Raw genomic sequence first — 13884 nt, forward strand, 5'->3', positions numbered from 1 at the left:
CGCAAGAACATCTCATCAAAGTGAAAGAAATAGGTACATGAACAAGCGCGCACTTATCACCGGCATCACGGGTCAAGACGGTTCTTACCTTGCCGAGCTGTTGTTGGAGAAGGGCTACGAGGTGCACGGCATCAAGCGCCGCGCGTCTTCCTTCAATACCGATCGGGTGGATCACCTGTACCAGGACCCGCACGAGACCGGCCGCAAGTTTCACCTCCACTACGGCGACCTGACCGACACCAGTAACCTGACCCGCATCGTGTCCGAGGTGCAGCCGGACGAGATCTACAATCTCGGCGCGCAGAGCCACGTGGCAGTCAGCTTCGATGCGCCCGCGTACACCGCCGACGTCGACGGCCTCGGCGCGCTGCGGCTGCTCGAAGCCATGCGCTTCCTCAAGCTGGGCGACAAGTGTCGTTACTACCAGGCCAGCACCTCTGAACTGTATGGGCTGGTACAGGAAGTGCCGCAATCAGAAACCACGGCGTTCTACCCGCGTAGTCCCTATGGCGTAGCCAAGCTCTACGCCTACTGGATCACGGTGAACTACCGCGAGTCCTACGGCATGTACGCCTGCAACGGCATCCTCTTCAATCACGAGAGCCCGCGCCGGGGCGAAACTTTCGTCACCCGCAAGATCACCCGAGGTCTGGCCAATATTGCCGTTGGCTTGGAGTCGTGCCTGTTCATGGGCAACTTGGACGCGCTGCGCGACTGGGGGCACGCCAAGGACTACGTGCGCATGCAGTGGATGATGTTGCAGCAAGAGCAGGCGAAGGACTACGTGATTGCCACCGGTGTGCAGTACAGCGTTCGCCAGTTTATTGACATGGCGGCTAAGGAGCTTGGCATCACGCTTGCGTTTGAAGGGCAAGGTGTGGACGAGCGCGCCGTGGTCCAGGCCGTGGAAGGCGACAAGGCGCCGGCGGTGAAGGTGGGCGATGTGATCATACGGGTCGACCCGCGATACTTCAGGCCCGCTGAGGTGGAGACGTTGCTAGGTGACCCGGCGCGGGCAAAGAAGGATCTGGATTGGGTTCCCCAGATTACATTGGCGGAGATGGTCGTCGAAATGATGGCTTGCGACTTGGAGAATGCTAGGCGCCACGCGCTGCTGAAAGATCACGGTTTCGATATTTCTGTCGGTCGAGAGAGCTGATGCCCGCCAAAGTGACTCCTGATACCAAGCAAAAGCGGTCACTCTAAATGGGGGCGTGGCTTTCCCTGTTGCGCAGAGGCTCACGGCGCCTTGGACTGCCGCTGGCGGACCAAGCGTTGGTAAGCGGGTCGAACTTCCTGATCGGCGTTTTGCTGATTCGTGCATTTGACCTTGAGGCTTACGGCGTCTTTGTTCTTCTTTGGGCGGTGGTTCAGTTTGCTCAAAGTGTCCAGAACGCGCTGCTGATATCGCCAATGATGTCAATCGGCCCCCGAGTCGCCGCAGAGAAGCAAAACGAGTACTTCAGCTCGGTGGTGGCATGGATGCTCTTGTTTGCATGCGTATCGGCAGGGCTGGTACTGGCAGTGGGGGAGACTGCAACGGGACTTATGCCCGGCTGGTGGAGATCAACGTATTCCTGGCCCTTGGCACTGTGGGCTTTCTCCGCGCAGATGCAGGATGGCTTGCGCCGAGTATTGTTTGCCAGTGAGCGGCTCTGGCATGCGTTTCTCGTTGATACGGTTGCATACGGGGGGCAGTTGCTCGCAGTTCTTGCGCTGAATTTGTTTGGCTATCCGGCCTCAGCGATAGTCTGGGCGATCGCGTTCGTGTTTATGCTTTCTGCGGGGCTGGCCGCCACATGTCTCCGCCCTCATTTGGCGCCGCTAGACCTTTCGCAAAAGACGTGGAATCGGCATTGGGTCAGTTCCCGATGGCTGTTAGGCGCATCACTATTTCAGTGGCTCTCAGGGAACTTGATCCTTGTCTCTGCAGCAGCCGTCTATGGGCCAGCATTCACTGGCGCCATAAAGGCGGCGCAGAACATCTTCGGTCTAACCCATGTCGTTTTTCAGGCATTAGAGAACTTCGTTCCGGCTGGTGCTTCCAAGGCGTTCTCGCAAAAGGGAATTGAGGGTCTTCGCGCATATTTGGTTCGAGTTGGGGTCTCAGTTTTGCTCGGAACGGGGGGCGTAGCGGCCGTCATTGCGGTATTTGCCGCTTGGCTCCTTTCTAGGGTCTACAACACAGTTTCCGAGATAAGCATCGTATCGGTCTATTGGTACGTGCCGATATACGTGCTTATCGCACTTGCGCTGCCGCTGCGTACAGCTCTACGAACGCTAGAGAGCACCAAGGCGATATTCGTCGGGTACGGAATTGGAGCGGGGTGCGCATTTATGCTTGCTAGAGATGTTGTGCTGAACGGCGGGGTAAATGCAGTTATGGCGGGGATTCTTGTTGTCCAGATTGCAACCCTCGTCCCGATTGCTCTGGCGGCCATGTCAATTACGCGCAAATCAGCGCGTTCTTGAGTGAGGTAGGTAATGGCTTATACCAAGACGTTTGTCGAGGCCTTCTTTCAGGCACTTGAGCTTAGGAATGTTCGCTATAGCGTGCTCCGCAACTGGGAGGGGCTGCCATCTCGTTTGGACGGCAGCGACATCGATCTGGTGGTTCACCCGGACGACTCCAGCGACATCGAAGACGTGATTCTAGCTGCGTCCATTCAATCGAATGTGAGAATTCTTGGTCAATCTAGGCTCCGGCCAGACTTTGCTCGATATTTTGTTGTAGGCGTCAACACAGCTGGCGATGCTGGCGGAGTCAGCATAGATATCTTCTTTGGATTGTATTACAAGGGTGGCTGCGAGCTATCGCCCGTCGAATCCATGCTCCGCAACTCTGATTATCATAATCAGATTCGCGTCCTCCGAGAGGATGTTGCTGCCATTATCGCCGTTCTGAAGGAGGTCCTTCACAATCTCGAAATTCCTGCGAGGTACGTGGATCGTGCTCGCCGAGTCATGGAAGAAGATAGGGAGCTCCTAAATGAACTGTTTTGCCCAGTTCATTCGCGCACGTGGAGTTACCTGGAAAAAGCAATGCGGCAAGCCGACTTGCGCGACAGGAAGCGTCTTCTTCGAAGTTTTCGTCGTTCTGTCTTAACGAAGTCATTTTTTCAGCATCCTGTAAAGTTCGCGAGTGGCGTTATATGTAATTACTTTTCGCTCATCAGGCGTTTGATCGCGCCGGCTGGCAAAGTTGTCGCCGTACTCGGTGTTGACGGGGCGGGGAAATCTACGAACATTGCCGCAGTTGCGCCACTCTTGATGGCGGCGACTCATGGGGCGTTTGTACTTCGGCATCTTCGTCCTCGCCTGCTGCCTCCACTCTCGGTGCTACGTGGACCATCTGGTGTCCTTGCGCAGGCTGACGTTGCAGTGGCGCCACATGCCAAATCTGCCTCCAACTTCCTCGGTTCTGTGTTTAGGACATCCTATCTGTTGGCGGACTACATACTCGGTTACTGGTTGATTGTGAGGCCAGTGATCTGCAAGTCGCCAACCGTGTTTCTATTTGACAGGTATGCGTACGATCTCGAACTCGACGCGCGGCGCTATCGAATCAATCTTCCGCCGAATGTGATCAAGTTTTTTGTCGGGTTGGCTCCCAAACCGGATGTGACTATTTGTCTGTATGGGGACCCAGTTCGTGTCTCGGCCCGCAAGGGAGAGCTTTCAACTGAGGAAGTGTTTAGGCAGACAGAGGCGATCAAAGCATTCGCTAGAGTCCACGCGAATGCGGTGCTCGTATCTACAGATTGTGACGTCGCGGAATCGAGTGCAAAAGTGCTGAGTCTCATCTGTGGAATAGCAGACTCTTTGACAGAGGAGGGACGCGTTGAAGAGGAGAAGTGATACGCGATCGGTCTTTGAACTCAGCAAGATATGCGAGCCCTCAAGCGCGGGTCGACATTGCGTCTACCCGTCGATTCTGGAACCGCGGTTGATCTTGCCTGCGTCTTCGCGCGGGTGGGAAGGAGGGCTCCGGTTCTTCTGTCCGCGAGCCCTTTCCAGATTCAAACTTTATTTGCGCTCCATTGGGTCTCGGATTGTGAAGGTCGAGTTGGCATGCGACCTATCCGACGCGATTGGTATTGAACCTTCGGACGCCGGGTTTGTCTCGCTTTCAATTGGTACGCCAGGACCCTATCAGAAGATCACTGTCCTGCATTCTGACGAGTCGTGGAGGCCTTTGTTCATAAGTAAATTGGGGCTGACCCCTGTGGCTCAAGAATTGGTCGCGAAAGAGGCAGTCGTCTTAAGGGAACTCTCACGTGTTCACCAGCTTGCCGGGCGGGTGCCCGTGCTACTAGCGGAGAAGACAGCGCAAGGTTCGTTCTGCTTTCGGCAGTCCTTGGCTATTGGGCCGCAATGGCTGGCCTTCGATGCATCCAAACCGATCCTGGAGATGCTTGAGTCTTTGGGACAGGCAACGGAGATCGTGGGTAGGCTCGGCGAGGCGAATGTGTATCGCGTACTGCAAGAGCGCGCGAAATTGTTGGAGGACAAGGTCTCGCCTGCCTGGTCAAAGAGAATTGCGCTGGTTTGTTCGTGGGTTCGCGCGCATGCGCACATGGAAGGTCGGTTTGTGCGCGCCCATCGCGACTTCGTCCATTGGAATATCAAAAAGGTTGGAGGAAAGCCGTTTGTTTACGATTGGGAGTATTCGGAAGACGGCTATCCAGATGCCTTCGATGCCCTGCACTTTATGCTCATGCCTATAGCCGCAAAAGGCATGGTGACTGATCGCGCTGTCGGTGCCGCGAGGGCTTTCGCCGAGGTCGTCCGTGATCGTTCGCGGGGATTGGATCTTTCGGTGCAACTTGTGCTGTACGCCTTCGATATCTGCACGTTTTACCTTGTGTCTAATGAAGGCCGTGACGAAGGGGATAAAGTTGTCGCGGCATATGGTGAGCTGATTGATAGAATTTGTCCGGAGTTGGTTTCGTGAAGAAAGTTTCTATCATTACTGTTGTCTTGAACGGCGCTTCGACAATATCGGATTGTGTGCTGTCGGTTCGCGGTCAAACCTACCCGCTTATTGAGCACATCATTGTCGACGGTGGTTCGGTAGATGGAACCACGGATCGATTGGATGAACTCGGAGCCTCCTATGTTTCCGGTAAGGACGTGGGTATCTACGACGCGATGAACAAGGGGATCGCCTTGGCGGGAGGCGACATCATTGGAATTCTAAACTGCGACGACCGGTATTCCGATTCGAACATAATTGAGCGCGTAGTAGAGGCAATGTCAGCTTCGGGCTGCGATCTTTGTCATGGAAAGGTGGCGCTGATCAATGGCGATGGAAGTCAGTATGCAGTGATTGGCGTTCCGCAGAGCCCCGCGAATTTGCTTGGAAGGATGCGTATCGCGCATCCATCTGTTTTCGTCCGACGAGTTGTCTACGAGAAATTCGGTGGATTCAGTGTCGGATTTAAGATTGCCGCTGATTATGATTTTTTGTTGCGTGTTTTTCCGAAAGTGCATTCAACGTACCTTGACGAAGTTTTGGTTCTAATGGGGCGGCAAGGTATAAGTAGTACTGCTGCGCGGCGGAGTCGAAGGGAGGCAATGGCTGCGGCCTTGCTTCATGGGAGATCACCCGTCCGCGCTTTGATTGACTACTGGCGGAATGGCGCTTTTAACGCAGGAAGTAGGGTGCTCAGGCGGCTAGTTGGATCATGATGACGGTCGGGTCCGTAGCTACAACGCGCACGACACGCACTGAGGTGTGGTTGTTGTGCTGGCTGTGCGGATTCGTGTTTGCGATGAAGCCTGCCTTGACTTGGGTTCTGTTCTCCTCCTCGCCCGATCTTGGCGCTGCCGCTGGGGTGGCTATCTCTGCGGCACTTACATGTGTCTCGCTATTTCTCGTGATCCTGAATGGGGGGCGGGTCCGCAAGATCTTGGTGCCATTTGCTTCTTGGATGGCCATCGCATATTTGACATGGTCTTTAGTTTCGCTGGCGTGGACTGGTGCTGAGTCAGTGCGTGTGGCGAGCATTTACTGGTTGGGCGGCTTTGCGGATATGGCAACCGTCTTGATCCTGCTATCGCTGGCGGACGCTAGGCTGCTGTGTGAAAAGTACGTCCGTGGCTTGGCGATAGGAGCTCTGTCTCTCGTGCTGATTGTTTTTCTGTCAAACGAGAGAATGGGTGATGGTCGAATAGGAAACGATCTGCTTCATCCCAACACGTTGGGCCGGCAATTGTCTTTCAGTGCTATCGCGTGCCTTCTGATGGTCTTCTCAGGTGGCCAGGGCTCGATATCTCAGCGGTTTTGGATTGCCGCGTTCGCTGTAATCGTTGTCGGTCTCCTGGCAACGTTAAGCAAGACGTCCATCCTGGCATTTGGGATGTCTTTCATTGCGTGCGGTCTCCTTTCTAAGGGCGTTCGAGGCGGGTACCTCTTATTGCTTCTTGTGGTTTCTGGGCTGGTGATCCTGATGCTTCCCCTTCTCGAGGAATATTTGGGTATGTACTTAAGCTCTTCCGCGGGATCGATTGAGACGCTCAGCGGGCGAACGGACCTTTGGGAGGGAACCTGGCTCATGATCAAAGATCGATGGTTCTTGGGTTATGGGTTTCTATCTTTCCGAGACATTGGGCCATTGGTCTTCGCAGTTAGGGTTCCCCATGCTCACAATGATCTGTTGCAGCAGTGGTTCTCGCTCGGACTGGTAGGGTTGCTTCTTGCAGTCACTACCTATGTGGCTGCCGGGTACAGATGGTGGCGGAGTCGGGCACTGGTAGGTGGGCGCGGTGCGCAAGCGCGCGTGGGTCTCGCGCTGTTAGCGCTGCTCTCGATTCGGGGGCTCACGGAAGCTGAAGTTTTTGGAATGATTTTTCCGTTGCCTTTGCTCTTGCTCCTGCTGGCTGCATGCACGACACGTGAGCGAAAGCTGCGGCGCCTTTCGATAAGCGAGCTGCGCCGCTAGGCGTTCTACTTGCGTCAGCAACCGACGCAAGAGAGGGACGCATGATCATTAAGAGGTTAAGCATTGAATATCTTTCAAGACTGGAAAGCGAACCGTGGAAACCCCAAGGCCAGACTCATTCTGGTTCTCTTTCGGATAGCTACTTGGTGCAGCGGCCTAAGTGGCGCAGTTCAATGGCTGACATTTCCGTATGTGGTTTTTTATCGCATCGTCGTCGAGTGGGTGTTGGGAATCGAGTTGCCTTGGAGATTACGGGCCGGCCCAGGCCTCCGCGTCTTCCATGGACACGCCTTAGTTGTGAACGATCGTGCTGTGATAGGAGAAGGCTGCATCTTGCGATGTTCGACCACGATCGGCGTTGCAAAATCCGACGAGGATTTTGCCGGCGACGCTCCGGTGCTTGGTGCGTATGTAGACGTTGGGGCGAACGTAGTGATTATCGGCGGCGTTTCGATCGGGGATCATTCTGTCATTGGGGCAGGTAGTGTGGTGATTGAAAGTCTCCCTGCGTACTCGGTAGCTGTTGGAAACCCCGCTAGGGTTGTACGTCTGCTCTCTGGCGGCAGGAGGAGCGTCGCAAGTGAGTAAGAAGGTTTTCGTTTCAGCATACGCCTGCAGCCCATTCAAGGGCTCGGAGTTCGCTGTGGGTTGGGGGTTTGTGCAGGAGTTAGCGCGGACGCACCGACTTTGGGTTGTGGTTGAAGAAGAAAAGTGCCGGGAGGATATCGAAGCCTACCTGCGTGATCACCCCACCTTCGCCGAACGGGTGCAGTTCTTTTTCATACGGAAGTCGCGGAATCGCCGGCTTCGAAAGATCTGGCCCCCGTCGTACTATTGGTATTATCGGCGCTGGCACAAGGACGTCTTCGCGCTTGCCAAGGAGTTGCACCGAACCGTCAGGTTTGATCTTGCACATCAGCTCAACATGGTTGGTTTCCGAGAGCCTGGGTATCTTTGGAAGTTGGGCGTGCCCTTCGTATGGGGGCCGATCGGTGGTATGGGGCACTTGCCGTGGCGATTTCTTACCCAACTCGGCTTCTACGGTGCCCTGTACTACGCGGGCTACAACCTAATTAATGCCCTTCACGAGCGATTCTTGCTGCGCCCTAGGGTCGCGGCACGATCGGCCGGCGATGGCTTGCTGGTTGCAACCACGGCGGACGAAGCGGGTGCGCGACGATACTGGAACTGCCACGGCACTCTGTTGGCTGAAGTCGGGCTCCCACCTCAAGTGGTTTCTGCTCCTGCGGCTCGCAAACCGGGCGATCCACTTCGGATCGTCTGGTCTGGATTGCATATCCCACGCAAAGCACTGAATTTGGGTCTGCGCGCGCTCGCCAATATTCATCCAGATATTTCGTGGGAGCTCCACGTCCTTGGCAAAGGCGAGGCGACGGATGCGTGGATTCGACTGGCCGCGCGTCTAGGTGTTAGAAGCAAATGTCGCTTCCACGGATGGCTGCCCCGTGTTCAAGCGTTGGAAGTAATGAGTAACTCCCATGTCATGCTGATTACGAGCCTCCGAGACCTCACGTCCACAGTGACAGTAGAAGCGTTTGCCGCTGGTCTGCCAGTTGTCTGCCTGGATCATTGTGGATTTTCTGCAGCAATTGACAACAGCTGTGGAATCAAAGTTCCCGTGACTTCGCCCGCAAATGTAATTGGCGGATTAACCGCTGCGGTCGAGCGCATGGATGATGAGGCCTTTAGGTATGGATTGGCGCAAGGAGCTTTAGAGCGTTCCTTGGCCTATTCATGGACGGCAAAGGCCGCGATCGTGAGCGAAATTTATCGTCGCAAGTGCGGCGAGGTAGCATCACCGTGAAAGTACTTGTTGTCCACAATGCATACCAACAGGCCGGTGGGGAGGACTCTGTTGTCCGTCAAGAGGTGGCGGTGCTTCGTGCTCATGGGCACGACGTGCGAGAACACTTGGTTAGCAATGATCAAATTTCGGGAGCTCTTGGCGGCATTCTGGCTGCAGCTCAGGCGATCTTCTCTTTACGCTCATACCGTGAGATCGGCCGTAAGCTACATAACTTCCGGCCGGACGTTGTACACGTCCACAATTTCTTTCCGCTAATCTCGCCATCCGTCTTCTATGTGTGCCATAAGGCCCGCATTCCCAGTGTGTTTACACTGCACAACTTTCGCATCGTGTGTCCCACCGCGTTGTTGATGCATGACGGCGCCGTCACAGAGCGCAGTTTGCAGGAGGGGCCGTGGTGGACTGTTCGGGAACGGGTCTACCGTAACTCGCTACTAGGGACGTTTGTGCTGGCGGCGATGATTGCGGCGCACCAGTTGGCAGGTACTTGGTCCCGGCGGGTCACACGATTCATCGTTCTTACTGGATTTGCGGCCAGAAAGTTTGCAGAGGCTGGCATTCCGACCTCGCTTCTCACTGTAAAGCCAAACTTTGTTGACGTTGTCGCGCCGTCGCAGATTGAGAGATCTAGCCTGTTGTTCGTGGGGCGACTGTCACAAGAGAAGGGGATAGAGGTTCTGGCGGCGGCCGCCGCACTGCTTAATCGAAGTGAAAGCTACATCCGGGTAGCGGGTACTGGTCCGTTAAGAGGAGTCTTGAGTGAAGCTCCTGGGGTTGTCGTTTTGGGCGGACTAGATACCGCTTCCGTATACCGGGAAATGGCTTCTGCGCAAGCCTTGGTGATGCCCAGCATCTGGTATGAAGGCTTCCCCATGGTGTTGGTCGAGGCCTATGCCAATTGTCTCCCGGTGATCGCTAGTCGTCTTGGGGCACTGGCCGAATTAGTTGAAGAGGGAGTGACTGGCCTACTTTTCGATCCGGGCTCGCCGGGCGATCTGGGTGACAAGATGCGTTGGGCTTTGGACCATCCGGAAGAGATGGCTCGGATGGGGCGCGCGGCGCGCGAGCGCTATGAGGCGCGTTACACCGGGGAAATCAACTATGTACAGCTCATGGCAGTTTATCGCGAGGCCATGGAATCAAGAAGAGTAGATCGACATCGTGACTAGCCGTCAGCAGGGTTCAGTGATTGGGGTGCCCATCGATCTAGTCGATTGGGATCAAGCAGTGTCGCGTATCTCGAAATGGGGAAGGGCGCATGACAGCCGCGTTGTCTGCATCTGCAACGTTCATTCTGTGGTTTCTGCACGCCATGACCCCGAGTTCTTCAAAGTCATTTCGGAAGCCGACCTAGCGGCCCCGGACGGCGCGCCAGTTGCTTGGATGCTTAGATTGCTGTCGGGCCGGGATCAGCAACGAATCAACGGGCCCGATTTGATGTGGAGGTATTGCGAGTATGCGCAGACGCACAATGAATCCATCTACCTCTACGGTGCAAGCGCGGAAGCGCTCGACGCCTTGCGTGCCCGGCTTGCGACCCATTTTCCGCGACTCCGCGTCGCGGGTCATTATTCCCCCCCGTTTCGCGCGCTGACCCAGGAAGAAGACGATGGCGTGATCAGACAGATAAATGCCTCGGGAGCCGGCGTGGTGTGGGTAAGCCTTGGTTGCCCCAAGCAGGAAAAATGGATGGCGGCACATCGGGGGCGCATCAACGCGGTTATGGTGGGAGTGGGTGCCGCATTCGACTATCACGCTGGGACTTTGAAGCGCGCGCCTCTGTGGATGCAGGACAGCGGACTTGAGTGGTTCTATCGACTAATGACTGAGCCACGTCGACTGTGGCGTCGTTATCTGGTGACCAACTCGCTGTTCATTGGATACGTGGTTCGGCAGCTGATTCATCGCCGGTAGGCCTACAGAGTCTCCGGCACCAGCTCCGCCGTCTCCCGCATCCCCATCTATCTCTCGCTCATAACTCGTACGGCACACGCTCAGCGCGACCACGCCAATACACGCACCTAAGGACAGGCCTACGAGAAAGGTCAGCATGCGGTCGTTCCCTCGTTTCGATTGTCATGAGCGACGGTGTGCCTCGGGACCTCTATAGGCGCCCATGGGCGATTCTCTACTGGGGTTGTTGCACTTGAGTGAATCGAGATTGACCTGCTTGTGTAAGCTTCCCCGTCAAGGAGTCACTTCAAGGAGAGAGCGTCGTCCGCGCATGCCTCGGTATTCGACGGGACGCATGCTGCCGACTGCGTCGTGGGGGCGGCTACCACTCCGACGCCTCGAGCATTTTGTCGGGCAGACGGTATTGGCCCAAGAGCTCCTCGTCGAAGTTGCGGTTCATGCATTTCATGTAGGCAATTTGGTCGGGTTTGCCTAGCATGATGTACTTGATTGATCGCGGATCAGGTGCAGGGCAAGGGTGCCCGTGAACTGATCACCATGAGTTTCCTCCGAGCGCAGGAAGGTTGGATTCGGCTACCTAGTGCAAGGCCTGCTTGGGATGGGTGTGAGGCAAGAGATGACAGTTCTTATTTGCGGCGCCGCTGGTTACATCGGCAGTCATATGGTCAAATGGCTCGCCGAACGCGGCCACACCATCACCGTCCTCGACAACCTCTCCACCGGTCATCGCCAGGCGGTGCAGTGGGGTGAGTTCGTGCAGGCGGACCTGCTGGATCCGAGGTCGCTAGAGCGCGTTTTCGCCGGGCACTCGTTCGATGCAGTGATGCATTTCTGCGCGCGCTCCCTGGTCGGCGAGTCGGTGGCGCAGCCGTACGACTACTACGCCAACAACGTCGCCGGCACTCTCAATCTGCTGGAGGCGATGCGCCGGCATGGCGTAGCCAAGCTGGTGTTCTCCTCGACCGCGGCGGTGTTTGGCAATCCCGTGCACGATCGCATCGACGAGGACCATCCCAAGGCGCCTATCAATCCCTATGGCGCAAGCAAGCTAATGGTGGAGCGCATCCTCGCCGATGCGGCGCACGCCTATGGGCTGCGTTCGGTGGCGCTGCGTTACTTCAATGCCGCCGGTGCAAGTTCGGACGGCGGCATCGGCGAGTCGCACCAGCCCGAAACCCACCTGATCCCGAATGCCTTGCGAGCGGCGTTGGGCACGGGCCCAGGCCTCAAGGTATTCGGCAGCGATTACCCCACGCCCGATGGCACCTGCGTGCGCGATTACGTGCACGTGGACGACCTGGCGCAGGCTCACGAGCAGGCGCTGGCGTACATGGACACCCACCAGGGCGCCCACGCCTTCAACCTCGGCAACGGGCAGGGGTTCTCGGTGCGTGAGGTGATTGATGCGGCATCCAAGGTGGCTGGCCGTCCGGTTCCGTACGAGCTGGCGCCGCGCCGTGCCGGCGACCCGCCGGTGCTGGTGGCTTCCAGCCAGCGCGCCCGCGCCGAGCTGGGCTGGTCGCCGCGTTACACGTCCCTCGACGAGATCATTGAGACCGCCTACCGCTGGCACCGCAACCCGAGTTACTGATCGTGGGGCAGGGTAGGAAAATTCCTACCCCGCGCCACGGCCTCTGCTGATCCCCCGCTTCCCTCCTTCCGGGCATAGTCCTCTCCGCTCCAGCCACACCCCGTGGCCCATGGCCCACGATGGGCCCGGAGCAAGGACCGCCGGCCTTCCGCCGGCCCACAAGGAACGCAACAGGGAGAGTCCCAGTGAGCAAGAACCGCATCAGCATGACCATCACCGCCGACCAGGCGCAGGCCGCCCGCGCCGGCGTCGCCCAGGCCCGCGCGGCGCTGCCGCAGCTCATCGAGCTGCATCCCGACGAGTCCGGTCTGCTGTACATGGGCCCGCAGTCGGAGGCTTTCGTCCGTGCCACCCTGCGCGTCCTTCGCGAGAACCCGCAATTGGTTCCGCCGGGCCTCAACCTGGCCGAAGCCGAGGCCGACCTGGCGGCGTGGGACGCGCTGCGCCCCATCGCCGGCCAGGTGCTCGCGCTGTCCAACCAGCTGCAGGACAACCTGACCGCGCTGGGCAGCGACGCCATGGACGTGGCGCTGGACGGCTACGCGCAGATCAAGCTGATGGGCGACCGCTACGGCCTGGGCGACCTGCGCAAGGAGATCGGCGCCCGTTGGCGCCGCCGCAGCCGCACAAGCGGAGGCGCCGTCACTGGGACCGAACCGGTGGGGGCAGGGGGCTGAGGCCCTTCCTTCCCGGGCGTCACACGCGCTAACAGGCCGCCTTCGGGCGGCCTGTTGCGTTTGGGGGGCGCACCACCGGGGGATTGTTCTGGTTTTGATGTTTTCAACATCAACCACACGGCTGTAGCAACAACGTCGTTGTCAAGGGCCCTGTCAATGATGGCCGCGGCCTTCCGTCAGTCCTCCGCACCCTGCGGTTGTTGCCGCGAGGTCTTCCGCCCGCCCTCACGCCTTCTCGGTCAATGCCGCAGGCACTGCCGTCAGGGCCCCGGGCCCTGCGGGAAGTCCGCGTGACTTTGCTGGATAGCCCGGGCGCCCTGCGCTCAGTAGCTCAGACAGCGTGAGCAGCGCCTCGCAGGCTGTCCGCACGCAGCCGATGCGCGCGTTTCCTTCGACGCGGGGCGGTCCCGCACAAGGAGAAAGATCATGTGGATCAGCGCTATCCGGCTCACGGTGGAAACCGAGAACGCGCCGAATGCGGGCACCGACCAGCTCGTGACGACGTCCGTGCTCAGGGACGGCAACGAGGTCGCGCGGCTGCGGCTCGACTACCCCGCCGAGAACGACCTGGAGCGGGGCGCGGTGCGCAATTACGACTACTTCGGCCTGGCGCGCCGCAACGACCAGACTCAAGAGCTGCCGGATGGCATCGGCCAGAACCCGATGCCATACCCGGACCTGGGCATCGAGTTCTCCAGCGGCGTCGCCGGACACATGAAGCTGCGCCTGCAGATCCACGGCGACGACCTTTGGATCAAGGACCGGGTGAAGTTGTACGTGAAGCAGATCCGGCAGCAGGCGACGAGTTTCGACACGCTGGGCTGGGTCGAGGACGAAGACTGGAGCCATCTGGCCACCTGGGACAAGGACGTGCCGATGAGCACTGACTTCCTCGAGGGCGTGGGCAGCTGGAAGATGCAGTTGTAAGGC

Annotated in this window: 13 protein-coding genes; all 13 read left to right on the forward strand. The window is 57.7% G+C overall.

The window, feature by feature from the left end:
• The first annotated feature begins 37 nt into the window (after window positions 1-37).
• Window positions 38-1159, forward strand: coding sequence for a GDP-mannose 4,6-dehydratase (gene gmd, locus AC3ARF_RS06780; protein ID WP_498931469.1), 1122 nt, complete (start codon window positions 38-40; stop codon window positions 1157-1159).
• 149 nt (window positions 1160-1308) lie between these two features.
• Window positions 1309-2472, forward strand: coding sequence for a lipopolysaccharide biosynthesis protein (locus tag AC3ARF_RS06785; RefSeq protein ID WP_498931471.1), 1164 nt, complete (start codon window positions 1309-1311; stop codon window positions 2470-2472).
• Between the two features lie 12 nt (window positions 2473-2484).
• Window positions 2485-3858: a hypothetical protein gene (locus tag AC3ARF_RS06790; protein ID WP_498931473.1), complete on the forward strand. Its 1374-nt coding sequence runs from the start codon at window positions 2485-2487 to the stop codon at window positions 3856-3858.
• A 196-nt stretch (window positions 3859-4054) separates the two neighbouring features.
• Entirely contained in the window at window positions 4055-4954 is a 900-nt protein-coding gene (locus AC3ARF_RS06795) for a hypothetical protein (protein WP_498931475.1), read from the forward strand.
• The gene (locus tag AC3ARF_RS06800; protein WP_498931478.1) at window positions 4951-5691 is read left to right on the forward strand and encodes a glycosyltransferase family 2 protein; all 741 of its coding nucleotides are present in this window, start codon (window positions 4951-4953) and stop codon (window positions 5689-5691) included. The genes AC3ARF_RS06795 and AC3ARF_RS06800 overlap by 4 nt, the downstream gene beginning before the upstream one ends.
• An 83-nt stretch (window positions 5692-5774) precedes the next feature.
• The gene (locus AC3ARF_RS06805) at window positions 5775-6944 is read left to right on the forward strand and encodes an O-antigen ligase family protein (protein ID WP_498931480.1); all 1170 of its coding nucleotides are present in this window, start codon (window positions 5775-5777) and stop codon (window positions 6942-6944) included.
• 396 nt (window positions 6945-7340) lie between these two features.
• The gene (locus AC3ARF_RS06810) at window positions 7341-7532 is read left to right on the forward strand and encodes a hypothetical protein (protein ID WP_498931790.1); all 192 of its coding nucleotides are present in this window, start codon (window positions 7341-7343) and stop codon (window positions 7530-7532) included.
• Window positions 7525-8769 carry a glycosyltransferase family 4 protein gene (locus AC3ARF_RS06815; protein ID WP_498931482.1) on the forward strand — a complete coding sequence of 415 codons (1245 nt, stop codon included), beginning with the start codon at window positions 7525-7527 and terminating at the stop codon, window positions 8767-8769. Before AC3ARF_RS06810 ends, AC3ARF_RS06815 begins: the two co-directional genes overlap by 8 nt.
• Complete coding sequence (locus tag AC3ARF_RS06820) at window positions 8766-9941, forward strand: glycosyltransferase family 4 protein (protein ID WP_498931484.1); 1176 nt, start codon at window positions 8766-8768, stop codon at window positions 9939-9941. The genes AC3ARF_RS06815 and AC3ARF_RS06820 overlap by 4 nt, the downstream gene beginning before the upstream one ends.
• Window positions 9934-10686, forward strand: a complete 753-nt coding sequence (locus tag AC3ARF_RS06825) for a WecB/TagA/CpsF family glycosyltransferase (protein ID WP_498931485.1) — start codon at window positions 9934-9936, stop codon at window positions 10684-10686. The genes AC3ARF_RS06820 and AC3ARF_RS06825 overlap by 8 nt, the downstream gene beginning before the upstream one ends.
• Before the next feature lie 616 nt (window positions 10687-11302).
• Window positions 11303-12277 carry a UDP-glucose 4-epimerase GalE gene (galE, locus tag AC3ARF_RS06830; protein WP_498931487.1) on the forward strand — a complete coding sequence of 325 codons (975 nt, stop codon included), beginning with the start codon at window positions 11303-11305 and terminating at the stop codon, window positions 12275-12277.
• A 185-nt stretch (window positions 12278-12462) separates the two neighbouring features.
• Window positions 12463-12954 (forward strand): hypothetical protein, encoded by a 492-nt coding sequence (locus AC3ARF_RS06835; protein WP_498931489.1) that lies wholly within the window; start codon window positions 12463-12465, stop codon window positions 12952-12954.
• Between the two features lie 426 nt (window positions 12955-13380).
• On the forward strand, window positions 13381-13881 hold the full coding sequence (locus AC3ARF_RS06840) for a hypothetical protein (RefSeq protein ID WP_498931491.1): 501 nt from the start codon (window positions 13381-13383) through the stop codon (window positions 13879-13881).
• The last annotated feature ends 3 nt before the right edge of the window (window positions 13882-13884 follow it).

This window comes from Lysobacter sp. KACC 24251, from assembly GCF_057747755.1.